The sequence below is a fragment of the Bacillus sp. 105MF genome (genome assembly GCF_000374885.1).
Lineage (GTDB): Bacteria > Bacillota > Bacilli > Bacillales > Bacillaceae_G > Bacillus_A > Bacillus_A pseudomycoides.
This window is the reverse complement of sequence record NZ_KB895566.1, coordinates 323256-348088: the sequence shown is the minus strand read 5'-3', so window position 1 is coordinate 348088 and position 24833 is coordinate 323256. Positions and strand designations below refer to the sequence as shown.

The following is a 24833-nucleotide window of genomic DNA, read 5'->3' as shown; positions in this document are numbered from 1 at the left end:
TATGATTTCTTAAAAATAATGGTATAAAAAAGAAAGAGCTGACCCAAGTATTTTGTTTTGAGTCAGCTTCTTTTTTTCTTACCTATTAATAGTTTCTCGAATCCTTCAACAAACACATACATAAGAGTAGCAAGTGCACATGTCAGTAATACACTCAGCAGTACAAGCGTAAAGTTAAATACTTGGAATCCGTAGCTAATTAAATAACCGAGTCCTTGTTTGGAAACAAGAAGTTCACCGAAAATAACACCAACCCATGATAATCCAACGTTTACTTTTAAAGTTGAAATGATAGCTGGAAAGGAAGACGGTAAAATAACTTGTTTATAGCATTGCCATTTATTTGCGCCGAATGTATCCATTACTTTTATATAATTAAAATCAACTTCTTGAAATGCACTGTAAATAACAAGAATGGTGATAATGATGGAAATAATAACTCCCATTGCGATCGAAGAGGAGATGTTTGGGCCGAAAATAACGATAATAATCGGGCCAAGTGCTACTTTTGGCATTGCATTTAACACAACAAGGTATGGGTCTAATACGCGAGCTATAAGCGGTATCCACCAAAGAACGGTTGCGATAATTGTTCCGAGAACTGTACCGAGAATAAAACCAATACCTGTCTCAAGCAGTGTCGTCCATATGTGAATCCAAAGTGATCCGTCTCCCCATTTACTTACAAATAACTCCCAAATACTTGAAGGTGAGCTAAAGAGTAAAGGATCGATCCACTCCTGTTTACTGGAGATTTCCCATAATGTAAAGAAGAGAATGAGAAGTGAAAATTGTAAAGAGGCAGCTGTCCAAGTACGCTGACGCTCTTTTTTTCGAAACTGTTTGTGTAATTGTTTTATATTATCCAAGGCGCTCCAGCTCCTTCCATATGTCTTGAAAGAGGGCTGGAAAATCAGGGTGGTACCTTGCTTGTAACGGTGGTAGGGAGCGAATGTTTTTTGGTACTGAAAATATTTTTGCGATTTTCCCAGGGTTTGCTTGAAGCAAGTAAATACGATCACTCATTGCGATTGCTTCTTCAATGTCATGCGTGACGAGAAGAGACGTTTTCTTATATTTGTGTAATAAAGAAAATACGAGCTCCTCTAATTTTAATTTCGTTTGATAATCAAGAGCTGAAAATGGTTCATCAAGCAACAGGATTTTTGGATTTGTTGCAAGTGTACGAACGAGTGCTGCCCGTTGGCGCATACCACCGGATAGTTCCCGAGGGGATTGCTTTTCTACGCCTTGCAAGCCGACTTGCTTTAAAAGTTGTAAGGTATGTTCTTTCGTTTCCTCTCCATATGTTTTTGTAATGTGCAGCCCAAGCATTATATTTTCTTCAATTGTTTTCCAGGGAAACAAGTAATCTTGTTGGAGCATATATCCCATTGAAGAAGTTGATTTTGTCACTGGCTCATCTTCTACAAAGACAATACCTTCAATTGGTTTTAATAGTCCTGCAATAATAGAAAGAAGCGTTGTTTTTCCACAGCCGCTTGGGCCAAGAAAGGAAATAAATTCCCCTTCTTCTACGTGTAAGTTAATATCTTCGAGGACGAGCCGGGCATTTTCTTTTGCAAAAAAGCAGTGGGAAACATTAGATATTTGTAAGAAACTCATTGTATTCGCCTCTATTTCTTAATAACGCTTTCGGCAATTTTTGTATCGACGAGCGCCTCATGTGGAACTTCTTTTTGTAATTCTCCAGCTTCTTTCATAATTTTTTGTAGTTGTTTCCATTCTTCCACGTCTAATAATGGATTTGTCGCATACGAATGTTGCTTTTTGTAGCGCTCGATTACTTTTACCGTAATATCTTTTGAAGTATCTTTAAAAAGTGGTGTAACAGCCTCGGCAATTTCTTCTGGACTATGCGTATCAACCCATTGCTGTGCTTTATATAATGCACGTGTGAATTTCTCCGCTGCTGCTTTGTCTTTCTTTAAAAAGCTTTCTTTTGCCATAAATGTTGTGTATGGAACAGTTCCAGATTCAGTACCAAAAGAAGCGACGATATAGCCCTTTCCTTCTTTTTCAAAAATACTCGCTGTTGGTTCAAACAACTGGACAAATTCGCCTGTACCAGACGCGAAGGCATTAGCGATATTAGCAAACTCAACATTTTGAATTAAATTTGTATCTTTGTGTGGATCAATGCCATTTTTCTTCAAAACGTATTCCCCAACCATTTGCGGCATACCACCTTTACGTTGACCAAGGAAAGTAACACCCTTCACATCGTTCCAATTAAAGGAGTCTAATTTTTTGCGAGAAACTAAAAATGTACCATCAGTTTGCGTGAGCTGAGCAAAGTTAATAACCGGGTCTTTTGCTCCTTGCTGGTGAACATAAATGGATGTTTCAGAGCCGACAAGTGCAATGTCAATTCCACCAGATAACAGCGCAGTCATTGTTTTATCGCCACCAGCTGTCGTTTGTAGGTCGATATCTAATCCTTCTTCTTTAAAGAATCCTTTTTCAATCCCAACATATAACGGTGCGTAGAAGAGGGAATGTGTAACTTCACCAATGCGAATCTTTTGCACTTGTTGCTTCGTATCGTCTTTTTTACTACAAGCCACAAACGTAAAAACAGTAAGTACAAGTATACAAAAAACAGCTATAAATTTTTTCAAAATGTGACACCTCCTAGAAATGAATCTACTGCCATAATATGTAGGTAAGTGCCTAGATGTGAGTGGATGTAGAAGGAATTTTTTGGATGATAAAGAAGTACAAATATAAGGGGTGATAAAATGAAATATGAATATGATGATAGCATGCATTTACATCTTGATTATTTTGGAGATGAATTTGATGTGGAATCGATCGCTTATAAAAGAAAACATGAAGATGTGTGGGATGTATTTTTTAACTTTGCTTTTTATGAGATTCCGCTAGTACAGGTACAGGAAGACGAATTTATGGATGACTATTCCGGGTATCGCGTTTTTTCTGTACATGCAAATGACTTAAGCTGGGAATTTGGAAGCGCTAAGTTTGAAGAATGGCTTTTGGAACATCGTATATTAGAGAAATCAGTGCAGAAATAGAGTGATTGACTTTCTCGTTTTGTTACTTATAGTTGTAGCAGAATTTATGATATTGCAGCTTCTTGTTTATCGATTTGCAAAGAAGAATGTCTATAAATATAAGGGAATGAAACTTATGCATATTTGGTTGGATATGCATGTAAAGAAAGGGTCTAAATTAGATTTTGGTGATTATACATTTATATTAATTGTATGCATCATATGGGAAATTTGGCTACTTCCTCTCATAAGGTAAAATCTTATAAAATCATCCAAACTGCTTCTAATAGTAGAAGTAAATATCCTATCATTTTTCCCCTTAATAGAAGGACCACATGCTGCATCAAATCTTAATTTTGGTTTAATTAGTTTGCTCATGTTCACCTCAATTTTCAAAAGACATACGTTTGTAACATAGAAATGCTACAACATTATTTAAATCGTATCTTTTTATGAAGATGAATTTAGAGGTGGACACATGAAAGCGAATTTAGAACACGCCAAAACAAATAGAATGAATTTGAACGAAGAAATACCTTCTTTGGAACAAGCCAAAGAAGGTACTTCCTTATTGCGGTTTAGAAGAATATGTATCATTTCCCTCATACTATTCATTCTTCCAATAACAATTTATGTATATGCTTTTCATTTGGAAACAAAATCATTTTCAGTTACATGGAACGATATTGAAAATCCAAATATTCCAGAAGGTTTTCATGGTGTGAAAATCTTACAATTTTCAGATACACATTTTGGACCAAACTTTCCTCATAAACAGCAGCAAATATTAGTGGATAAAATCAATAAGCTAAAGCCTGACATTGTGGTTTTTACAGGTGATTTAATTGATAAATTTGGAGAATATGTTGTGGAAAGAGAGTACTCACAAACGATTTTGAAACAAATTCGCGCTCCTCTTGGAAAATATGCTGTGTTTGGCAATCATGATCGAGGAGGTGGCGGGGGACACTTATACGAACAGTATATGGAGAAGGCTGGCTTTACTGTTTTGAATAATGAAATGAAGAGGATTAAAGTTGCCAATGGCGATTACATTACCATTTCTGGTCTAGATGATTTTTTACTTGGAAAACCAAAAGTTAAACCTACTCTTCAGCACCTTCGAACAGAGGATTTTAATCTCCTGTTAGTACATGAACCAGATGCTGTTGATCAAATATCTGAATATCCAGTGGACCTTCAACTATCTGGTCATAGTCATGGTGGACAAGTACAGCTTCCATTCATAGGTTCTATCATTACTACTTCACTAGCAAATAAATATGTAGAAGGACTTTATTCATTGGAAGGAAAGAGTAAGCCATTACAGTTGTATGTGAATCGTGGTATTGGTACTACTAGAATGCCGGTACGGTTTTTAAGTAAGCCGGAACTTTCTGTTTTTTCCTTAAAGAGAACAAGCAGTTATGAGAAAAGATAGCGTGTTTATTGTTTGCGAAGTTATTAAAAAACAAACAATTGGATGCGATTGAGTGAAAATTAGATAAATTACAACAAATCTATACCCTTATATCTGTTATCTTAAATAAGTTCGTTATTTTAACAAACACGGAGACGCATACATACGGTATTAAAGTACGATTACAAGATAGGAAAGTTGGTAGAGTTCAGAGTATCGGTTAATAAAAAAGGAGGTTATCCTAAAAATAGAATTTTTAGGATAACCTCCTTTTTTACATGAAAGTTCATAAATGAGACTATTTCATGTTAATACATAACATGGTAAAATTTTAGTTACTGTGCATGCAATCATAAAAATTGAGTGTGTTTGTTAATAGGTTTTGTAATATTTTGATTCGGTTCATATTTTTTAGAGGTAATACATATTGATAGAGTTTTATATTGTAAATATTCACGTAATTTTAGAGAAATACGGGGGTGACTGGCGGATGCCCGAACCATTAAAGAAAAGTAGTCGCTATATGGTTGGATTGGACAGTCTAAGGGGCCTAGCTATACTAGGCGTCATTTTATATCATATTAATTTTAATTGGATGCCTGGAGGATTCCTAGGTGTTACTGTATTTTTTGTACTTTCGGGTTATTTAATTACAGATATTCTAGCTATAGAATGGAAGAGAAATAAGAGGATTGACTTGAAGAAATTCTGGCTCAGTAGGGTAAGGAGATTACTTCCTGGAATGCTTGTCATGCTTGTAATTGTTTTAGCATGGATTACAATTTTTCATAGTTCTTTGCTAGGAAAGATGCGTGGGGATTCGCTAGCAGCTTTATTATATTTCAGTAACTGGTGGTATATTTATCATAAATTATCGTACTTTGATAGTTTTAGCCAACTTTCTCCACTGAATCATTTTTGGTCGTTAGCTGTTGAAGAACAGTTCTATGTAATTTGGCCATTTATTATTAGCCTGGCGTTTCGTTACATAAAAAAGAAATCACATATCATTTTATTCATTGTTTTAGGGGCAGCTGCTTCTGCATTGGCAATGGCGTTTCTGTATGAACCAGGAGCTGATCCAAGCAGAATTTATTACGGTACTGATACAAGGGCCTTTTCCTTATTGATTGGAGCGGCACTTGCCTTAATTTGGCCAAGCAGTAGGCTTGCAAATAAAATTATTCCACAAGCACGTCTCATTCTTGACGTAGTTGGAGGAATTGCTCTTATTATTATCCTCGTTATGTTTTGGAAGACAAATCAATATGATCCGTTTCTATATCGCGGAGGAATGGTCATTTTATCAATTGCTACTGCTTTATTAGTGGCGAACCTTGCTCACCCAGCTAGCCGAATTGCTCAATTTTTAAGGTTTAGACCACTGCGTTGGATGGGAGTACGATCGTATGGGATATATCTTTGGCATTATCCGATTATCACGTTAACGACTCCGAAGGTAAATGCTGGAGAGTTTTCGCTTACAAGAGCAATTCTTCAATTTTTACTTATTATAGTAGCTGCACAAATTTCATGGAAGTTTATTGAAAATCCAATCCGACAAGGGGCATTGAAGAATATTCGCTCTAGGAATTGGGGAATAAAAAACTTAGCATTAAGTGGTAAGCTAGCCTTAGTATGCGCACTATTCGTTTCTACGATCGCTGTTTTTGGATTATCAACAGCTAGTAAAGCGAAGGATAATCCTCAAAAAGATAAGGTGGAAGCAGTACAAACGGAACAAAAAGAAAAACCGAAACATCCAGTGGCAGTTAGGGAAAAACCAGCTGATGAGCCACCTCGAAATAAAGAAAAACAAGAAGCTGCTGCGCAGCCTAAAGGTCCTCAAACAGTTACAGCTGTAGGTGATTCTATTATGATTGACGTCGCCCCGTATTTGAAAAATTCATTTCCTAATATTAGGATTGATGCAAAAATTGGTCGCCAACTGTCTAAAGCAATTCCTGTGGTGGAACAGCTAAAAAATGAGGGGAATTTAGGGAATCATGTCATTATTGGATTAGGTACAAATGGTGCTTTTACAAAGGATCAACTCGTATCATTAATAAAAGTGATTGGGAATGAACGTAAAATTATATTCATCAATACGAGGGTACCACGTCCGTGGGAATCATTAGTGAATGAGAAATTAAAAGAAGTAGCATCTGAGTACCAAAATGTGACGTTAGTCGATTGGTATTCAGCAAGTGCTGATAATAAGGCGTATTTTGAGCCGGATGGCGTACATTTAACGAAAACAGGTGCAGAAGCATATGCTGCGCTTGTAGCAAAAGCGATGAATCAATAATTTGATTTGCATCACACTTTGACATAACTTCAAAGTGTGATGCAATAGATTGATTGAAATCAAAAAAGAACTTGTAGATACGCTACAAGTTCTTTTTGACTTATATTTAATAACGGGGTAGGCTCAAACACAAAGAACGGGGAGTTCTCTTTACAGTTAACCTGACAAGTTCAGTATATAACAAATAATAGCGTTTTTTAGTACATATTATTGAAATTTATGTGACTTATCAAATTGATAAGTCGGGGTAAACTTTTCTACATTATTTGATATTATTTTGTTCAAACACTATTGTCGTTTATTATAATAATGAGTGTTAGTAATAATATAGCGAAAGTATATAGCTTTTGAGGAAGTGTTAAAGTGAAAGAAAATTTTATCTCATTTCAAGAAGAAAAGAAAAATGCTCGACTCTTTTTATGGGTATTGAATATTGTATGGGTTATATATGAAACAGTTTATTCTGTTATGCTAGGAGATTCTGAAACACTAATAAGATTAGAGGTTCAAGTTCCAACGTTTTTGTATGGAGCCTGCTTAATAGCATGTAGTATGTATATAATGAAAAGGGAACAGGCATATCGTGTTAAGTATATATATTTAATAGCTTATATGTGTTCAGAAATTTTAAACTTATATTGGTATGCACTTCACAATAAAGTAGCATTTGATGATGGGCATACAATTGAATTTGTTTTTATTTTATTTGTACCAATTTTTATGAGTAAACGATATTTGTTGTGTTTATTTTTAATTATTATGGGAAAATATAGTATATTTTTGGTCTTAGGAGAAAAAAAGGCATTTATGCCATTGATTATGTATAGTCTTTTATTATTTGTAACGTATCTCCTATTGAATCGATTTTTACAGTACCTTTCTACTGTAAATAATGTAATGATAGAAAAGCGAGAGTCTGAAAAGCTCGTAGTTATTGGAAAAATGGCAGCATCTGTTGGACATGAAATTAAAAATCCACTTTCATCGTTAAGGGGATTTACACAATTGCAGAAAGAGAAATATGTAGATGATAAAGTGTATGAACATATGATTGATGAAATTGAGCATATAAACAATATGATAAGTGAGCTTATGGTAATGGCAACTTGTAAACCTTCTACCTACAGTAGTTATTTAATAGAAGAAATTGTATCAAATGCGTTGAAAGAAATGAGTGCAGAAATCAACAGGAAACAGCTGTATCTCATTTATGATGTTGCACCTGATCAAATAAAAATAGATTGTGATCATCGTAAATTAAAAGGAGTATTTCTATACATAATAAAGAACGCAATTGAAGCGATGGAACATGGCGGAACACTTCAAATATATATAAACAAAAGAAATGAAGATGGTGTAATAGTAAGTATTGTAGATAATGGGTGCGGTGTGCAGGAAGAGAATTTACAGCGTATAACAGAAGCCTTTTATACGACAAAGAAAAATGGCATCGGTTTAGGGCTTACTGTTGCTTGCAAGATTATTGAAGAACATGATGGGAAAATACACATTACGAGTAAAAGAAACGTAGGAACGAAAGTAGACATTATTTTACCTATATAAGAAAATTGAAAAACCGACATAAAACCTTTCTTTTTAGGTGGGAGAGAGCATCCGGCCATGGATAGAAGCGGTCAGATCCTTTTCCAGCCCCATGCCAAGTGAAAACAAAGAGAGAAAACGAGTGCAGGTCACCTTTTATTTTTCATAGCAGCTTATATGTGAAAAATCAAAAAAGGAGTTATCCCGCAAAAGCTCGACGGGTGATGGAAGTTTCACTTTATATAAATACAAATTGAAAAATCGACAGAAAACCTAATTTATGTTGAAAAAATCAAAATGGGTTTATATAGAAGGCAAGATTCGCGAAGTATGTGTATTGTGAATAGAGGAGTTACTACATGGACAGTGTTTATAAATTAACAAGGGAAGAGATTCGAACGTTAAAGCTGTTTTTAAGTTTATTCTTTACAACTTTTTTTATTTATGATGTTGCATATTATTATATTATGCCTAAGCTAGAAGGGGGAGGAGATGGGGGGCCAATTCTAGAAATGGGTTTAGGGATATGGTTGTATATTCTCATGGTTATATTGGTGTTTGTGGGAATATATGTGGCGAAGCGACAGAATCCATATGCTGTGAAATATATTATTTTCATAGGATATAATATATTAGATTTCATTCATAATTTTATCATTTACTATGGAACAGATTTAGAGTTTGATGCAGGGAATATAGTGGAAGGGTTTTTCTTTCTTTTCGCACCATTATTTGTAAATAAACGCTATTTTTGGTTGGTAACGGGAGGGACAATAATAAAGTATGTTTTAATGGGATTCATTGTGAATTCTTTTATTGTTCTCATTCCTATTGTTCTTTGTAGCTTGTTTTCCATTATAGGATGGATTATTTTATTGAGATTCCAATCTTATATACACAAAATTGAAATGACACATAAGGAATTGCAACAATCGGAGAAGATGGCTGTAATTGGAAGGGTGGCAACAGTTATCGGTTTTAAAATGCGTAATCCATTGATGCTGTTGAACGGTTTTGTTAGAGGACAAAAAGAAAAGTATCCTGAGGATAAAGCCTATTGTGATATTATGGAGCAAGAAATCGAAAGAATCGATACAATTGCCACCGAACTGGTGGAGCTTGGAAATTCTAAGCCAATGGAATGCGGGAATCATAATATAAAAGACATTCTTGCATACGTGGTAAGAATTATGGGACAGCCTGCTTCGGAACGAGGAATTAAAATACATACCATTTATAAAGGTGAGTTACCAAGTATAATATGTAATGAAAAACGTTTAAAACAAGTGTTTTTAAATTTAATAAAAAATGCGATTGAATCTATGCAAGATGGTGGAATAATTATCATTGAGGTTACATTAAAAGATGCAATGATAATTCGAATCAAGGATGAGGGATGTGGCATACCGAAAGACAAAATGCCTAAACTGAGCGAAGCTTTTTATACAACGAAGGATGATGGAACTGGTTTAGGATTAATGGTTACATATAAGATTATTGAAGAACATCAAGGCAAGATACAGTTTGAGAGTGAAGTTGGAGTAGGGACTACAGTTGAAATTACGTTGCCAATTCACTGATGAATGGGAAAGAGAGGGAAGCAGATCCTCTCTTTTTATTTAAACTGATCGTTACATATACCTTATTAGATTTATTATCTATTCCTGATAACTAAAAGATCCGCAGTATTAGCGAATCTTTTTTAATCTCGTAGGCCAAATCCAATTACTTTCTTTGTTTTCATATCAACAAATGCATCTACATTTCCAAGTTTGTAAGAACGATCAGATGGGAATGAAATACGATAAACCTCTTTTCCTATATAAGAGGAATCTTTGACCGAAGATATTCCGGCTTGCAATGTTTCAGTTGTAATTGTAGCATGCTTCCAGCCATCACTTAGTTCTTCTTTCGTATGTTCAGATAATTGATCCCACACTGTTTTTCTTAATTCGTCTTCAGGGTTATTTTTACATGCACCTAATAAAAAACAGGTAAGAAAGAGAAATATGAAAAAAATTTTTCGAATGCGCATTTAATACCACCATTTCTTTTGCGGAAGTAAAAAAACATCCACATCAAAGTTTTCTATAAACCAATCACGCATTAATGTTTTCTTCACTAAGTATTCAGAAGCAGAGTGTGACACACCGATAAGTGACATATTCGTTTCTTTCACATAGTCCATAATTAATGAATACTTATGTTTGCCGTATTCGTTATCAATATGGCAATGAATTTCACCTGTAATATACGCCTCAGCGCTCTTTTCTTCTGCTTCTTTAAGAAGATCTATTTTATCACCGCATCCAGCGATAATTGCAATTTTTGTGATAAATTCATGTCGTTTGCCTTCAAAGTCTATATATGGAATGTGAAAGAGTTCTTTTAGTTGGTTTTCGAGTTTTCTTGTTGTTGTTTCAGGAATTTTGCAAATGAGTCCACATGGTATATCTTTACCATCATAAGCAAAACCATCTACTATATCGGCCTCTAGAGCTTTTGCAATCGCAATGCTTGTTCCGTATGTTTGATGATGATCCATTGGAACATGGCATGTATAAATAGAAAGGTCTTTATCTTTGATTCCTTGTAAATAGTGAGCTGGAATCGGTAAAAAGCCTCGTCCGGATTTTCCAAGAGGATCACCGCATTCCATCACAAGAGGATGATGCATAAAAAGTAAATCACCTGGTTTCGATTGTAAGATGAACTTTTCAAGAACATCATCTGTTGGGAAGACTGCTAAAAAGACGCTATTTACAGTTGCAGCCCCTTTTATCATAAGTCCGTTAAAGGTATTTACAAAGTCTGTTTCAAAAAAATGTTGCCAAGGAAAATCAATTGGATCGTATACAGCTGGAATAAAGCGGCTGAAGGCACCGTCTTTTCCGTATTTTTTAATTTGAAATAAATGATCAAGTGCTTGTTGTATTTCTTGTAAAGCTGGCATAATTCACCCTCCTTTATCACATACATTTTATATTAGTCTTAATTTTCTGTATACAATAAATGGATAGAATTCATAAAAAGAATGGTACAATATAAGAATTATGTACTGAGGTAGGAGGGACAATATATGTACGTTACTGTAACAGATGCAGCATATAAAAAGATTATGGATACGATTCCAAGTGAAACGAAGTTTATAAAATTATTTTATGATAATGAAGGATGCGGCTGTGTGATGAGTGGAATTATTGATTTGGTGGCTGTATCAGAGAAAGATGAACGTGATGTAGATATTGATTCAAATAAACTACAGTTTATTGCGGATCGCACAAAGCTTGTTTTTATGGATGATAAATTGGCTGTTGATTTACATGAATCAGGTGGATATTTTCAATTGAAGAGTCCGAATCAGTTTTATAATCCGAATATGAAACTCCATATTCGAGTATAACTTATGAAAAAAGGAGCAAACTGTACGCTCCTTTTTCTTATGAAATTCTTCAGTTCATAAAATGTACATTTAATTAAATTTTCTGTATAATCATCTGTGCGGAGGGGATTACGCATGAGAAGATGGGGGATTGAATTATTACTTTTAAATGTTGTTATCATTTGGGGGATAAATTATACGATCGGGAAATACGGACTTGAGGAGTTTTCAGCAGTTGAGTTTACTGCGCTCCGTATGATTGCAGCAGCACCGTTATTATTACTACTTACATTTTATATTGAAAAGTCATTGTATATGGAGAGAAGGGACATACTAAGGCTCATTGTTGTGAGTATTGTCGGTATCGTATTGTATCAAACGTTATTTATGGAAACTATTAAATATACATCCGCTACGAACGCTTCTTTACTCATTTCTATTTCACCTATTTTTACAACGATGTTTGCAATCTTGTTTAAGCAAGAGAAGTTTTCCCAGCGAAAATTAGTTGGTTCTATCATAGCGTGCAGCGGTGCAGCGCTTGTGTTATTAGCTGGACATTCGCTTGTTGGGTCTTTTTACGGAAATGGAATTGGACTGATTACATCAATGTGCTGGGGGCTATATCCAGTGTTAGCAGGACCACTTATTAAAAAATATTCAGCGCTTCGTGTGACTGCATGGTCAGCAGTTGTTGGAGCGATTCCTCTTGTTATACTAAGCGGATGGCATATTTTTTCGATGCCGTTTCAAATTGAACAAGGAATGACATGGTTTGCACTATTATATTCTATTTTCTTTGTAACGGTATTCGGTTTAGTTATGTGGTATATTGGTGTTCAAAAAATTGGAGCTTCTCATACGATGGTATATATGTATATTACACCGCTTGTTGCGGTTGTATTTGCAGCGGTATGGGCGAAGGAACAGATTTCATTACAACAAATAATTGGCGGGTGTGTTATTTTTCTCGGTTTATGGTTTGTGAAATCCGAAAAACCTGGGACGCAGCCTGTCGCGTCAGAACATATATCAAAATAGGAAAACAGATCAGTCATGATCTGCTTTCCTATTTTTTTATTTTGGGTAGAAATATGAGGAACAAAATGGCAGTAATAAGTGGGATTAAGTTGAGAAAAGGTATGCGGAACAGTGCAATGAGAATAACTCCGGAGAGAAGAACACCGAGGACAGCATAGAAGATACTATGTTTTTTTGTGTACCAATATAATGAGAGTCCTATAAGTGCAGGGATAATGAGGTGAATGAGAGCCATTAAAAAATAAATCATTATACGCCCCCTTTTTTGTGTACTTACTACATGCATGTAAATTGAAAAACTGACGTAAAATCTTTCTTTTTAGGTGGGAGAGAGAATCCGGCTATGCGTAGTAGCGGTCAGAGTCCTTTCCTGCCCCATGTCAAGTTAGAACAGAGCGGAAAAGAGTGCAGGTAACTTTTGGAGCTTCGTGGCAGCGATTTTATATGTTGGAAAATGAAAGCGGATATATATACATCATATCCATATTCTTATAGATTGATATCACTTTTTTATAAATCTATGAAAAAATGTTTGCAAAAACGTCACAAAATGATCCTACTTCCAAGCTAGAAATCTTGTATAATATTATTTCTGAAAAATATTTTAACAACATAAGTGTAGTGGTTATGTTGTTTTTCTTTGAATGTAACAGATAAAGTGAAACTTTAATCAGTGGGGGACTTCCTGCCCGTTAAGGCGGGATAAAGTCTGATGATATGTAAATAAGATGATAATGATAAAGGAGAATTGCATGATTAGTATGTCACTAAGGTCATTTAAAATCCAAATGTATTATTTGCTGGGCGCGATGCTATTAGGTTGGGCGATGACACCTTTTTCTGCTCACTTTTTAGGTGTGGGGATTGGTTTACTCGTTAGTATGTATTGTGTTTGGATTTTAGGAAGACGTATTGAAAAGCTTGGAGATAGTATTGTAAAAAAGAGTAAGGCACCAACACTTGGTATGATTAATCGCTTTGCAGCAGCGATACTTGGTGCGATTATTATGTATGAGATTGAACACCATATGGTCATGTGGGCATTTGCTGTTGGAATTATGGGTGGTTATTTTTTAATCGTTATTAATTTAGGGTATTACAGTATGAAGGATGCGAAGAAATAAATACAAAAACCTTTTCTTTTAGGTAGAAGAGAGGCCCCGTCCATGGATAGAAGCGGTCAGTGCCTTTTTTCACCTCATGCCGCGTGAAAACAAAAGGAGAAAGTGAGTGGGGAATCTGTTTTTGTTTTCGAAGCCGCGATTTATATGTTGGGAAATCAAAATATATATAGAAAGAAGCTTACGTTTTTATCGTAAGCTTCTTTTTTATTGTAAGTATGTGTAACCTATTAAGCCGCATGGGTTTTGTCGGTGAGTACGCGCACTTTTTAGGCTACAACATACTTATTCATATGAGTAAAGGGGTATTCAAACAGTAAAGGTTAAATTAAGCGATTGGACCGCCTAATTTGATCATGTTTTCAGAAACGTTCTCGAACTTCTTGAAGTTTTCTTTGAATTTACCTGCAAGTTCGATTGCTTTTGCTTTGTAAGCAGATTTATCAGCCCATGTTTGTTCAGGCATTAATACTTCATCAGGTACACCTGGTACATGAAGTGGTACTTCAAGACCGAAGATGTCATGTTTCACTGTTTCAGCGTTATCAAGCTCGCCGTTTAATGCGGCTTGCACCATTGCACGAGTGTAACCTAAGTTCATACGTTTTCCAACGCCGTATTCGCCACCAGTCCAGCCAGTGTTTACTAGGAATACTTTTGCATCATGTTTCTCGATCTTCTCACCAAGCATTTCAGCATAGCGAGATGCATCAAGTGGTAAGAATGGAGAACCGAAGCAAGTTGAGAATGTCGCTTGCGGAGATGTTACGCCGCGCTCTGTTCCAGCTAGTTTGCTAGTGTAACCGCTTAAGAAATGGTACATAGCTTGCTCTTTATTTAATTTACTGATTGGAGGTAATACCCCAGATGCATCAGCAGTTAAGAAAATAATTGTATTTGGATGTCCAGCAACACTTGGTACGACGATATTATCAATCGCATCAATTGGGTATGCAGCACGTGTATTTTCTGTTAATGTAGTATCATTGTAATCTGCAACGCGTGTTTGATCATCAATTACAACGTTCTCAAGTACAGATCCGAATGTAATGGCATCAAAAATTTGCGGCTCTTTTTCATGAGAAAGGTTAATACATTTTGCGTAGCAACCGCCTTCAATATTGAATACACCGTTATCAGACCAACCGTGCTCATCATCACCAATTAATTTACGGTGTGGGTCAGCAGATAATGTTGTTTTACCTGTTCCAGATAAACCGAAGAATAAAGCGACATCGCCTTCTTCACCTACGTTTGCAGAGCAGTGCATAGATAAAATATCTTGTTCTGGAAGTAAGAAGTTCATAATAGAGAAGATTGACTTTTTCATTTCTCCAGCGTATTCCGTACCACCGATTAATACGATGCGTTTTTCAAATGAAACCATGATGAATGCTTCAGAGTTTGTACCGTCGATCTCTGGATCTGCTTTAAAGCTTGGTGCAGAAACAATTGTGAACTCAGCTTCATGATTTGTTAATTCTTCTTCAGTTGGACGAATAAATAATTGATGTACAAATAAATTGTGCCATGCATATTCGTTAACAACTTGTAATGGAAGACGATAGTTACGATCAGCACCAGCGAATCCTTTAAATACGAATAATTCTTCTTTTTCCTTTAAGTATTCTAATACTTTTGTATATAATTTATTAAAATGTTCTTCAGAAATCGGTTGATTTACAGGTCCCCAAGCAATCTTATCGGCAACCGACGCTTCTTTCACAATAAATTTATCTTTAGGAGAACGTCCTGTATATTTTCCTGTAGAAGCAGAGACGGCACCAGTAGAAGTTAATTTTCCTTCATTTCTCATTAGTACTTTTTCCACTAATTGTGGAACGCTTAATTGAACCTGTGCATTGCTTCCGTTCAGTAATTCGTGTAATCCAATTTGGACATTCACAGTACTCATATTTATATACCATCCTTTTCATTTTAATGAAATATTTCTCGTAATCCCCATCAAGAGTATAACACAATCATATAAATAATGTATACTATTTATTTATTTTTGTTTGTGCGAATGTATTATTTTCCTATTTATATTTCGTCCAACAAATAATGCGAAAAACTTGTAGGAATATGTGAATATTAATTGACAAATGAATATCATTTCTTTAGTATAGGTTGGGACGGATACTCTCTTATCCCGAGCTGGCGGAGGGACAGGCCCGATGAAGCCCAGCAACCTCACTTGTAACGGTAATAAACAAGTGAATAGGTGCTAAAACCTGTGCGAGGCGAACGGTCTCGAACGATAAGAGCGAAGGGCAAAAAGCAGTATGCAAGTAGCAAATCAAACCTTTCCTCTATATAGGAAAGGTTTTTCTTTATACTTGTGTGGGAGAATAAATGAATGTCGCAGTTTGTGGCAAATTAAGGATGAGTTCCGTACAATATATACGATTACTGTAGGGAGGTTTACCACATGACAAAACAACGTCATCTGTTCACATCTGAGTCTGTAACTGAAGGACATCCAGATAAAATTTGTGACCAAATTTCTGATTCAATTTTAGACGCGATCTTAGCAAAAGACGCAAATGCACGTGTAGCTTGTGAAACAACAGTAACAACTGGTTTAGTATTGGTAGCGGGGGAAATTACGACTTCTACTTATGTAGATATTCCAAAAATCGTTCGTGAAACAATTCAAGGTATCGGTTACACTCGTGCAAAATACGGATTCGATGCAGAAACTTGTGCAGTTTTAACATCTATCGATGAGCAATCTGCTGACATCGCTATGGGTGTTGACCAAGCGTTAGAAGCACGTGAAGGTCAAATGACTGACGCTGAGATTGAGGCAATTGGTGCAGGGGACCAAGGTTTAATGTTTGGTTTCGCATGTAATGAAACAAAAGAATTAATGCCACTTCCAATCTCGCTTGCTCACAAATTAGCTCGTCGTTTAACGGAAGTTCGTAAAGATGAAACATTAGAATATTTACGTCCAGACGGTAAAACGCAAGTTACAGTTGAGTATGATGAAAATGGTAAACCAGTACGCATCGATACAATTGTAATCTCTACACAGCATCATCCAGAAGCTACATGGGAACAAATCGATCGCGACTTAAAAGAGCATGTAATCAAAGCTGTAGTACCAGCAGAATTAATGGATGAGGAAACGAAATTCTTCATTAACCCAACAGGCCGCTTCGTAATCGGTGGACCACAAGGGGATGCTGGTTTAACAGGACGCAAAATTATCGTTGATACTTACGGCGGATACGCTCGTCACGGCGGCGGTGCATTCTCTGGTAAAGATGCAACAAAAGTTGACCGTTCTGCAGCATACGCAGCTCGTTATGTTGCGAAAAACATCGTAGCAGCTGGTCTTGCTGAAAAAGCAGAAGTACAACTTGCATACGCAATCGGCGTGGCACAACCAGTATCAATTTCAGTTGATACATTCGGCACTGGTAAAGTATCTGAAGAAGTACTAGTAGAACTAGTTCGTAACAACTTCGATCTTCGCCCAGCTGGTATCATCAAAATGTTAGACTTACGTCGCCCGATTTACAAACAAACAGCAGCTTACGGCCACTTCGGACGTACTGATGTAGAGCTTTCATGGGAACGTACAGACAAAGCAGCAACTTTAAAAGAGCAAGCTGGTCTATAATATAAGAAGAAAAAAGCTTTGCGCGAAGGCGCGAAGCTTTTTTTTAGGCATGTTAACACACATTTGGGTAAAGTTAATCTTGAACTTTATTCAAATATATATTGGCTAATTTGATTGCACATAATTGTGGAATCAAATTTAGGAAGTTAACTACTGTAAATAATTGGATGGGTGTTAATGGTTTAAAATATCCCCCAAAATATTCATCACTTGTTACATGGATAAAATAATATGAGATTATTGCAGATAATATATTGCCTATTATAAAAGTGGCTGTAGTATTCAAGCATTTACAACAAAAAGCAAGTAGTGAAGTTACAAGCAACATAATGAAATAACCAATCATAGAACGATCAGTGAAATCTTTATACATGGAAAAATATACGAACGGAAAGCAGTATACACAGATGATTAGTATAGTAAGGATTACTTTTTTATTTATTTACCACCTTAAAAAGTAGTTGTTTTACATTCTTCACTGATGGAAATTTCACATTACTTGTAGTTGTTCTGCAGCAAGGCAAACATTTCAATATCATGCCATTTCCCATTTCGGAATACAGCTTCTTTACAGGTACCTTCATGTTGAAAGCCGAGCTTTTTATAGAGAGAAATGGCTTTATCATTAAATGAAAATACACGTAAGGATACACGATGTAAGTTCAATTCTAAAAAGGCATAATTTAATAACACTGTTAAGGCTTCTTTCCCGTATCCTTGTCCCCAGCAATTCTTTTTACCGATATCAATAATACATTCCGCATTCTTATTGTGTGGATCGATGTTAATTAAAGAAGTGAGACCAATGGGAAGATGACTATCTTTTTGTTCAATGATATAACTTTTAGAAGTGGGAGAGTGGATGATTTGTTTGCAAAACGCTTCTGTTTCTTGAACAGAATGGACATCAAGATTAAGGATAGTGGTATTCATAACTTCTATATCGTTCCGCCAAAGATGATAGATGGGAATATCGTCTTCTGAAAACTTTCGTAAGCGAATTCGATTTGATTCGAACAATTCGGTATACCTCCTATTTCACCTCATTATTTTGTTTTGTGAATACTCCAACACACGAACCACAATATACTTCTCCATCAAGCTCAATATATTTTTTCATATTCGTCATCCCGCTTGGAGGGAACGGCATATGAATCCATGCTTTTTCATATGTTTGAATCTCTTTTTCGCATGATCTGCAAATTGTAGGTTTTTTGCGAAACAATGGTCATCATCCTTTCTTTTGACGCGCTTTTCCAGCACAAAATGCACTGCATAGTAAAAAGAGTGTCGCAAATCCCCAGCCGCCAATTGCTGAATATGGAACAGCATCCTTTAATGCCATCCCAGCACTGATGGAAGCGACAAATAGAAGGATAAATACCGTTGTGAGTTTTTGATAAAGTTCCATGAATGAACCTCCTAATTATGAAAATTTATTTAGTATGTATCTGGTTATTTCGTGCGATTTCTAAGCCATTGAAATAAAATAAAGCAAGAGGAACCACGGTTCTCGATAATAGCGAATAGAGTCGTCTAGCATGAATATGTATCATTTTAGAAAATTGATATCTAATCTATAGGTAATGAATTGGAAGGGAATTAGGATTATAAGAAAAGGAATTCATGGGACAGATTGTTTAAGATTATAAAGAGATATAGATAAACTCCCTTTTTATGGTTATATATACTTATATTGTATCATGATGTTTTGGTTATGTAATAGATAATTGTGGATATGTGATGTATTTCATATGTAATAAAGTTTCTATACGATATGATAAAATTATGAGTAGTTCATAAGAAGGAGCGAATAAAAATGAGCGTAATAGAACATAAAAAACAAGCACCCACAGAGGTTCGTTGTAAAATTATTACAATCTCTGATACACGTACAGAAGAGACGGATAAGAGTGGTAAGTTGTTAAAAGAATTATTATTAGAAGCGGGTCATATAGTAACCGCTTATAAAATTGTAAAAGATGATAAAGAAAGTATTAGGCAAGCTGTATTAAGTGGATATCATCAAGAAGATGTTGATGTTGTCTTAACAAATGGAGGAACTGGTATTACAAAGCGTGATGTTACGATTGAGGCGGTTTCGGCATTATTAGATAAAGAAATTGTTGGATTTGGTGAATTGTTTCGGATGATTAGTTATTTAGAAGATATCGGCAGCGCTGCAATGCTAAGTAGAGCAATTGGCGGAACAATTGGAAGAAAAGTTGTCTTTTCAATGCCAGGTTCTAGCGGGGCAGTTCGCCTTGCGATGAATAAATTAATTTTACCAGAGTTAGGACACATTACATTTGAGCTGCATCGTCAATGAAAAAGCTCGCTGGGATTGTATTAGCTGGTGGTATGTCGAGACGATTTGGTGAGCCGAAAGCATTGGCAAGCTGGCAAGGACATACTTTTATCGAACAGATTGTTCAAATGATGCGGGATACTATACAAGATGTAGTTGTGATTAGTCATCCTGATATAAAAGAAAGAATTGTTACCTTAGTAGACGTTCCTGTTATAGAAGATATTCCTCCCTATAAAGGAGATGGACCGCTTGCTGGAATTGTATCGGGGATGGAGCATATAGAGACGGAGTGGTATATCGTTTCGCCTTGTGATGCACCGAACCTTTCAAATGAGTGGATTACAGCATTAGTAGGACAAATAAGTGGTGAATATGAGGCAATTGTTCCGGTTATTGATGGAAGAAAGCAGCCGTTATTAGCAGCGTATCATTATCGTGTAAAAGAAAAAATATGCGTATTACTAAATGAAGAAAAACGAAGTATGGGACAACTTTTATCACAGTGCAACGTAAAATATGTGATGGAAGAGGAATGGAATGTAGCGAAAGAATTATTTGTGAATGTAAATACAAAAGAGGAATATGCGCGGTTACTGAATGAGAAAAAGAACAAAAAGGTATGACGTTATAGAGTCATACCTTTTTGCTCTTTATGAATACGATGGATGAGTTCATTGCTATATGTTTTGAGGTCAATTTTTTTTATTACGCAAGTAGTTCGGTATTGTTTTGGTGAAGCACCTCTTCATATTGCATGTATAAACCATGAAAAATTTCATCCCAGCTTTGTGTAGTGGCGTAGAATCTAGCGGCTATGCCCATCTGTTTACGCATTTCTTCGTTATTTAACAACTGATAAATAGATGATAAAAATGAGTTCGAATTTTTGGGCTCGCAAAGAAAACCTGTTTTTCCATCTGTAATAATATTTTTTACCCCCCCAGAATTCGCACCAACGACTGGTGTACCACATGCGAGCGATTCAAGAACGACATTGCCAAACGTTTCTGTGGCCGATGGAAATACCATGAGATCGGAGCATGCATAAGCTTCTGCTAAATTTTCTTCTTGTAAATATCCAGTAAACGTAACGTTTGCTGGTAAAGTTTCACGTAATTCTTCAGCAAGGGGACCATCTCCTGCAATGAGCCAATGAATATTATCTTTTTGCTCTTTTATTGTTGTGTGAATCAGTGTACGCAGTGTTTCGATATCTTTTTCAGGGGCAATGCGTCCGATATAGGAAAGAATGTATGGAGCAGTAATATTATATTTTTTTCGGAATAGGTCTTTATTGTAAGCCTGATGGAAGAGGGAACAATCTACGCCGCGCCCCCATATATATAAATTTCGAAATCCCTTTTGAGTTAATTGCTGTAATGTTTCAGGAGAAGGGACAAAGTTTTTTTGCATACTACTGTGAAACCACTTTAAATAATTCCATAACATATTGGAGAAAAATTCAATTTTATAATATTGCAAGTAGGAATCAAAGTCAGTGTGATAAGAACCGACAAGAGGGATATTTAATTTTTTCGCGTAATACATGCCGCATAGCCCCATGTTAAAAGGAGTAGCGACATGAATGATATCCGGCTGAAAGTTAAGAAGTTCCCGCTTAATACGCGGAGTTGGAAAAGCGAATCGACATTCTGGATACAGTATTTTTAGCGGAATACTTCTCATTTTATTCACATTGGCTACGAAATCATCTTCTGCTGTATGCTGCGGTGCGAATACGGAGTAAGCAATATTTTGTTTTTGAAAATAAAGGGTCAAACGATCTAGTGTTTTTGCCACGCCATTTACTTGCGGTGTAAATGTATCAGTAAATATGGCGACTCTCATCCAATCTCTCCTTTACATGAAAAATGGAATGAATTGATAAAAAGAGATGATGCCAGAACATGTGCCAAGGCACATACCTACAAATACATCTGTTGGATAATGAAGCCCGAGATAGATGCGGGAAATTCCTACAATAATTGCTAATAGAAGTAAAACGACTAATAAGTTTGGATCATAACAAATAAATGGAACAACTACCGAAAAAATAGCTGTTGTATGACCTGACGGAAAAGAATGATCTTTTAATGGGTGCGATGGATATTTTGCATCTTGAATTGTTAAATAAGGCCGTTTGCGTGGATACCACCTTTTTAATATTTGCACAGGAATATGACTAATTGTTAATGAAAGAGCTGCTGCAATTGCTGCATCGTGCAGAGGACCCTGTGAAAATATAAGAAAGCATAACGTGAGCGAGATGGAAAAGATTGCACCACCGATATGTGTAATGGTACGGAAAAAGATATTTAATGTTTTTTGATCAAAGTAACGGTTAATTCCTTTAAAAATGTAACATTCTATTTTATATAAGGAGCTGCCGGATTTAGCTTTCATGAAATCTCTCCCCCTCATTTACATATATATTGAGATTATATCTTCTATTTTAATAAGATTTTATTGAGGGAATAATAAGATTTTGTAAAGAAAACGTTAGAGTTTTAACGAAAAAAGCTGCCATCGTGGTGGCAGCAAGTAGAGACTATTTTTGCAGTGACTTATAGTACTGTCCTTTTTCAACATATTGTTTGCGAATGCGTGCCATATCTTTGTGATCTTCATCTGTTAATTCGCGAATGACTTTTGCCGGACGACCGAAAGCCAGTGTATTAGGTGGAATTTTCTTTCCTTGTGAAACTAAACTACCAGCACCGATGAATGCACCTTCACCAATTTCAGCACCGTCTAAAATAATAGATCCCATCCCGATTAAAGAGTCTTTTTTTAAGGTACAGCTATGTAAAATAACTTGATGCCCAACTGTTACATCATCTTCTAAAAGAAGAGGGTACTGTGGACTTTGATGAAGTGTACATTGATCTTGTACATTTACGCGGTCTCCAATTATTACCTTAGACACATCACCACGAATGACTGTATTAAACCAAATGCTTGATTCTTCACCAATTGTGACATCGCCTGTAATCGTAACATAGTCAGCGATAAAAGCACTACTCGCAATTTTTGGATTTTTATCTTTATAGGGATATATCATGTAAAGCCTTCCTTTCCTAGAAACTAGTTTTAGTGTATCAAATTAAGGAAAAGAGTGAAATGGAGGAGTTTCGTATGTGGAATTATGAAGCGGAAGCAGCCAAAGCGGTAATCGTGATGGTGCACGGTGCGATGGAATATCACGGACGTTATGAGGCGCTAGCAGAAATGTGGAATCATTTCGGGTATCATGTTGTCATGGGAGACCTTCCAGCTCATGGAACAACTTCAAGAAATAGAGGACATATTGACTCATTTGATGAATACATAGAAGAAATAAAATTATGGGTGAAAGAAGCAAGAAAGTATCGGCTACCTATTTTTTTATTTGGACATAGTATGGGCGGTCTTATTGTCATTCGAATGATGGAAGAAACGAAGAGAGACGATATAGATGGAATTATATTAAGCTCGCCATGCTTAGGTGTATTAGCTGTACCTGCTGCTCCGCTTAGAGCTGTTTCAAAGGTGTTAAATATTCTCACGCCAAAACTTCAATTTCCCACCAAACTTACAGTAAACATGTCAACGAGAAATAAAGAAGTTCGCGATGCGATGGAAAATGATTCATTGTTCTTGCGCAAGGTATCGGTTCGTTGGTATAGTGAATTGATAAAATCTATTGAGATTGCTCATGACAAAATAGATGAGTTTCCAGACGTTCCGCTCTTGCTAATGCAGGCATGTGAGGATAAAATTGTAGATAAAACACGTGTCCGTAAATGGTTTGATAACTTAAATATTAGTGATAAGGCATATAAAGAATGGTCAAATTGTTACCATGAGCTATTAAATGAGTATGAGCAAGATGAGATTTTGAACTATATCAAGTCATTTACTGAAATACATGTAAATAACATAATAGAAACAAATAAATAATTATTTGTACATTTAATAGAGGAGATGAAGGAAGAAGTGAACGTACCGAGTAATCCCATAACGCTCATGGCGAAAGTATACCGTGATGTGTTTCCGGTTGTACACCATGAGCTAGCGATGTGGAAAGAGCGTGCCTACCATATTCCAAATGACGAACTTCATAGTCAAGCGATTGCAAGTATTGAGCATAAAACATTTCATTGTGAAGGCGGTGGTATTTTAGCGCTGCTCGCAAATGAACAACGCGAGGAATGTATTCGTTTTATTGTGGCGTATCAGACGATTAGTGATTACTTAGATAATTTATGTGATCGTAGTACATCGCTTGATCCGAATGATTTTGCTGCACTGCATGAATCAATGCTGACTGCATTAACACCAGAGAGTGAAGGAAGCAATTACTATCGTTATCGAGATGATCAAGATGATGGTGGTTATTTAGATGAGCTTGTTGCAACATGCCAAGATGTTTTAAAGAAAACGAAGCACTATGATAAAATCGCTCCGATTCTTCACGAACTTGCTTGTTATTATTGTGATTTACAAATTCATAAGCATGTGAAACTAGAAGAAAGGGAACCGCGCTTACAAACATGGTTTGAGGCTCATAAGGAAAATGTACCGCCAATGAGCTGGTTTGAATTTTCGGCATGTGCAGGATCAACACTTGGAATCTTTTGTCTCGTGGCGTATGCGTTTCATGATGAATTACTTGATGAAGATATTGCAAAGATTAAGCAAGGTTATTTCCCGTACGTACAAGGGCTCCATATTTTGCTTGATTACTTTATTGATCAAGAAGAAGACCGACTTGGCGGGGACTTAAATTTCTGTAGTTATTATGAAAATGAACAAGTCGTATTAGAGCGAATGAAGCATTTTGTGGAAGAAGCAGAAAGAAATATTGGTGGCTTACCACATGCGAAGTTTCATCGCCTTATTAGCCGTGGTCTCCTTGGGATTTATTTATCTGATCAAAAGGTATCAGAGCAAAAGAATATGCAGCAAATGGCACGGCGCATCGTGAAATATGGTGGATTCACTTCACGATTCTTCTATTGGAACGGGAAGATGTACCGAAAGAAAATGGCACAGTGATA

The 24833-nt window shown here is 36.0% G+C and carries 27 protein-coding genes, 1 pseudogene and 1 riboswitch; of the genes and pseudogenes, 15 read left to right on the top strand and 13 right to left on the bottom strand.

Features of this window, described 5'->3' with window-relative positions; all coding sequences use genetic code 11:
• Window positions 1-62 precede the first annotated feature (62 nt).
• Genes C564_RS0104765 through C564_RS0104755 form a run of 3 tightly spaced genes read right to left on the bottom strand, consistent with a single transcriptional unit; the run spans window position 63 to window position 2642 of the window.
• On the bottom strand, window positions 63-869 hold the full coding sequence (locus C564_RS0104765; protein WP_018764596.1) for an ABC transporter permease: 807 nt from the start codon (window positions 867-869) through the stop codon (window positions 63-65).
• Window positions 862-1626: an ABC transporter ATP-binding protein gene (locus tag C564_RS0104760; protein WP_003201276.1), complete on the bottom strand. Its 765-nt coding sequence runs from the start codon at window positions 1624-1626 to the stop codon at window positions 862-864. The genes C564_RS0104765 and C564_RS0104760 overlap by 8 nt, the downstream gene beginning before the upstream one ends.
• An 11-nt stretch (window positions 1627-1637) precedes the next feature.
• Window positions 1638-2642 carry an ABC transporter substrate-binding protein gene (locus tag C564_RS0104755; RefSeq protein ID WP_018764595.1) on the bottom strand — a complete coding sequence of 335 codons (1005 nt, stop codon included), beginning with the start codon at window positions 2640-2642 and terminating at the stop codon, window positions 1638-1640.
• Between the two features lie 120 nt (window positions 2643-2762).
• Between C564_RS0104755 and C564_RS0104750 the strand changes: the two genes are divergently transcribed.
• The 7 genes and pseudogenes from C564_RS0104750 (at window position 2763) to C564_RS0104725 (ending at window position 9888) form a co-directional block, all read left to right on the top strand.
• On the top strand, window positions 2763-3059 hold the full coding sequence (locus C564_RS0104750) for a DUF3986 family protein (RefSeq protein WP_018764594.1): 297 nt from the start codon (window positions 2763-2765) through the stop codon (window positions 3057-3059).
• Between the two features lies 1 nt (window position 3060).
• On the top strand, window positions 3061-3294 hold the full coding sequence (locus tag C564_RS37290) for a hypothetical protein (RefSeq protein ID WP_018764593.1): 234 nt from the start codon (window positions 3061-3063) through the stop codon (window positions 3292-3294).
• 222 nt (window positions 3295-3516) lie between these two features.
• A complete protein-coding gene (locus C564_RS0104740) occupies window positions 3517-4479 on the top strand; it encodes a metallophosphoesterase (protein WP_018764592.1) in 963 nt (320 codons plus the stop codon).
• Window positions 4480-4595: 116 nt separating this feature from the next.
• Window positions 4596-4682 (top strand): annotated as a pseudogene (locus C564_RS36090) (DUF2196 domain-containing protein); the annotation flags it as partial.
• A 266-nt stretch (window positions 4683-4948) separates the two neighbouring features.
• Window positions 4949-6766 (top strand): acyltransferase family protein, encoded by a 1818-nt coding sequence (locus C564_RS0104735; protein WP_026008466.1) that lies wholly within the window; start codon window positions 4949-4951, stop codon window positions 6764-6766.
• Window positions 6767-7129: 363 nt separating this feature from the next.
• Complete coding sequence (locus C564_RS0104730; RefSeq protein ID WP_018764590.1) at window positions 7130-8329, top strand: ATP-binding protein; 1200 nt, start codon at window positions 7130-7132, stop codon at window positions 8327-8329.
• A 338-nt stretch (window positions 8330-8667) separates the two neighbouring features.
• Window positions 8668-9888 (top strand): ATP-binding protein, encoded by a 1221-nt coding sequence (locus C564_RS0104725; protein ID WP_018764589.1) that lies wholly within the window; start codon window positions 8668-8670, stop codon window positions 9886-9888.
• 122 nt (window positions 9889-10010) lie between these two features.
• Here the strand turns inward: C564_RS0104725 and C564_RS0104720 are convergent, their stop codons facing one another.
• Window positions 10011-10343, bottom strand: coding sequence for a hypothetical protein (locus C564_RS0104720; protein WP_006096286.1), 333 nt, complete (start codon window positions 10341-10343; stop codon window positions 10011-10013).
• Entirely contained in the window at window positions 10344-11261 is a 918-nt protein-coding gene (locus tag C564_RS0104715; RefSeq protein WP_018764588.1) for a Nif3-like dinuclear metal center hexameric protein, read from the bottom strand.
• Window positions 11262-11387: 126 nt separating this feature from the next.
• Between C564_RS0104715 and C564_RS0104710 the strand changes: the two genes are divergently transcribed.
• A complete protein-coding gene (locus C564_RS0104710) occupies window positions 11388-11711 on the top strand; it encodes an iron-sulfur cluster biosynthesis family protein (protein WP_018764587.1) in 324 nt (107 codons plus the stop codon).
• A 114-nt stretch (window positions 11712-11825) separates the two neighbouring features.
• Window positions 11826-12731, top strand: a complete 906-nt coding sequence (locus C564_RS0104705; RefSeq protein ID WP_018764586.1) for a DMT family transporter — start codon at window positions 11826-11828, stop codon at window positions 12729-12731.
• A 28-nt stretch (window positions 12732-12759) separates the two neighbouring features.
• Here the strand turns inward: C564_RS0104705 and C564_RS0104700 are convergent, their stop codons facing one another.
• The gene (locus tag C564_RS0104700) at window positions 12760-12981 is read right to left on the bottom strand and encodes a hypothetical protein (protein WP_018764585.1); all 222 of its coding nucleotides are present in this window, start codon (window positions 12979-12981) and stop codon (window positions 12760-12762) included.
• Between the two features lie 502 nt (window positions 12982-13483).
• Here C564_RS0104700 and C564_RS0104695 point away from each other — a divergent pair.
• On the top strand, window positions 13484-13855 hold the full coding sequence (locus C564_RS0104695) for an ATP synthase subunit I (protein WP_017153754.1): 372 nt from the start codon (window positions 13484-13486) through the stop codon (window positions 13853-13855).
• A 325-nt stretch (window positions 13856-14180) separates the two neighbouring features.
• Here the strand turns inward: C564_RS0104695 and pckA are convergent, their stop codons facing one another.
• Window positions 14181-15767 carry a phosphoenolpyruvate carboxykinase (ATP) gene (pckA, locus tag C564_RS0104690; RefSeq protein WP_018764584.1) on the bottom strand — a complete coding sequence of 529 codons (1587 nt, stop codon included), beginning with the start codon at window positions 15765-15767 and terminating at the stop codon, window positions 14181-14183.
• A gap of 229 nt (window positions 15768-15996) precedes the next feature.
• Window positions 15997-16119, top strand: a riboswitch (SAM riboswitch).
• Window positions 16120-16283: 164 nt separating this feature from the next.
• Between pckA and metK the strand changes: the two genes are divergently transcribed.
• A complete protein-coding gene (gene metK / locus C564_RS0104685; protein WP_003201301.1) occupies window positions 16284-17483 on the top strand; it encodes a methionine adenosyltransferase in 1200 nt (399 codons plus the stop codon).
• A 495-nt stretch (window positions 17484-17978) separates the two neighbouring features.
• Here the strand turns inward: metK and C564_RS0104680 are convergent, their stop codons facing one another.
• Genes C564_RS0104680 through C564_RS0104670 form a run of 3 tightly spaced genes read right to left on the bottom strand, consistent with a single transcriptional unit; the run spans window position 17979 to window position 18894 of the window.
• Window positions 17979-18503: a GNAT family N-acetyltransferase gene (locus C564_RS0104680; protein WP_018764583.1), complete on the bottom strand. Its 525-nt coding sequence runs from the start codon at window positions 18501-18503 to the stop codon at window positions 17979-17981.
• Window positions 18504-18516: 13 nt separating this feature from the next.
• A complete protein-coding gene (locus C564_RS0104675) occupies window positions 18517-18708 on the bottom strand; it encodes a hypothetical protein (protein ID WP_018764582.1) in 192 nt (63 codons plus the stop codon).
• 6 nt (window positions 18709-18714) lie between these two features.
• The gene (locus C564_RS0104670; protein ID WP_003208786.1) at window positions 18715-18894 is read right to left on the bottom strand and encodes a hypothetical protein; all 180 of its coding nucleotides are present in this window, start codon (window positions 18892-18894) and stop codon (window positions 18715-18717) included.
• 408 nt (window positions 18895-19302) lie between these two features.
• Here C564_RS0104670 and C564_RS0104665 point away from each other — a divergent pair, with 408 nt between their 5' ends.
• Window positions 19303-19812, top strand: coding sequence for a MogA/MoaB family molybdenum cofactor biosynthesis protein (locus C564_RS0104665; protein ID WP_003201309.1), 510 nt, complete (start codon window positions 19303-19305; stop codon window positions 19810-19812).
• Window positions 19809-20417, top strand: a complete 609-nt coding sequence (locus C564_RS0104660; protein WP_018764581.1) for a molybdenum cofactor guanylyltransferase — start codon at window positions 19809-19811, stop codon at window positions 20415-20417. The genes C564_RS0104665 and C564_RS0104660 overlap by 4 nt, the downstream gene beginning before the upstream one ends.
• 82 nt (window positions 20418-20499) lie before the next feature.
• Here C564_RS0104660 and C564_RS0104655 read toward each other — a convergent pair whose 3' ends face one another.
• The 3 genes from C564_RS0104655 to C564_RS0104645 all read right to left on the bottom strand — a co-directional run bounded on the left by C564_RS0104655 (window position 20500) and on the right by C564_RS0104645 (window position 22855).
• Window positions 20500-21642, bottom strand: a complete 1143-nt coding sequence (locus C564_RS0104655) for a glycosyltransferase family 4 protein (protein ID WP_018764580.1) — start codon at window positions 21640-21642, stop codon at window positions 20500-20502.
• A gap of 12 nt (window positions 21643-21654) precedes the next feature.
• A complete protein-coding gene (locus C564_RS0104650) occupies window positions 21655-22197 on the bottom strand; it encodes a phosphatase PAP2 family protein (RefSeq protein ID WP_018764579.1) in 543 nt (180 codons plus the stop codon).
• A 145-nt stretch (window positions 22198-22342) separates the two neighbouring features.
• A complete protein-coding gene (locus C564_RS0104645) occupies window positions 22343-22855 on the bottom strand; it encodes a gamma carbonic anhydrase (protein ID WP_018764578.1) in 513 nt (170 codons plus the stop codon).
• Between the two features lie 74 nt (window positions 22856-22929).
• Here C564_RS0104645 and C564_RS0104640 point away from each other — a divergent pair, with 74 nt between their 5' ends.
• Both C564_RS0104640 and C564_RS0104635 read left to right on the top strand, forming a co-directional pair.
• Entirely contained in the window at window positions 22930-23733 is an 804-nt protein-coding gene (locus C564_RS0104640) for an alpha/beta hydrolase (protein WP_018764577.1), read from the top strand.
• Window positions 23734-23769: 36 nt separating this feature from the next.
• A complete protein-coding gene (locus tag C564_RS0104635) occupies window positions 23770-24831 on the top strand; it encodes a tetraprenyl-beta-curcumene synthase family protein (protein WP_018764576.1) in 1062 nt (353 codons plus the stop codon).
• The last annotated feature ends 2 nt before the right edge of the window (window positions 24832-24833 follow it).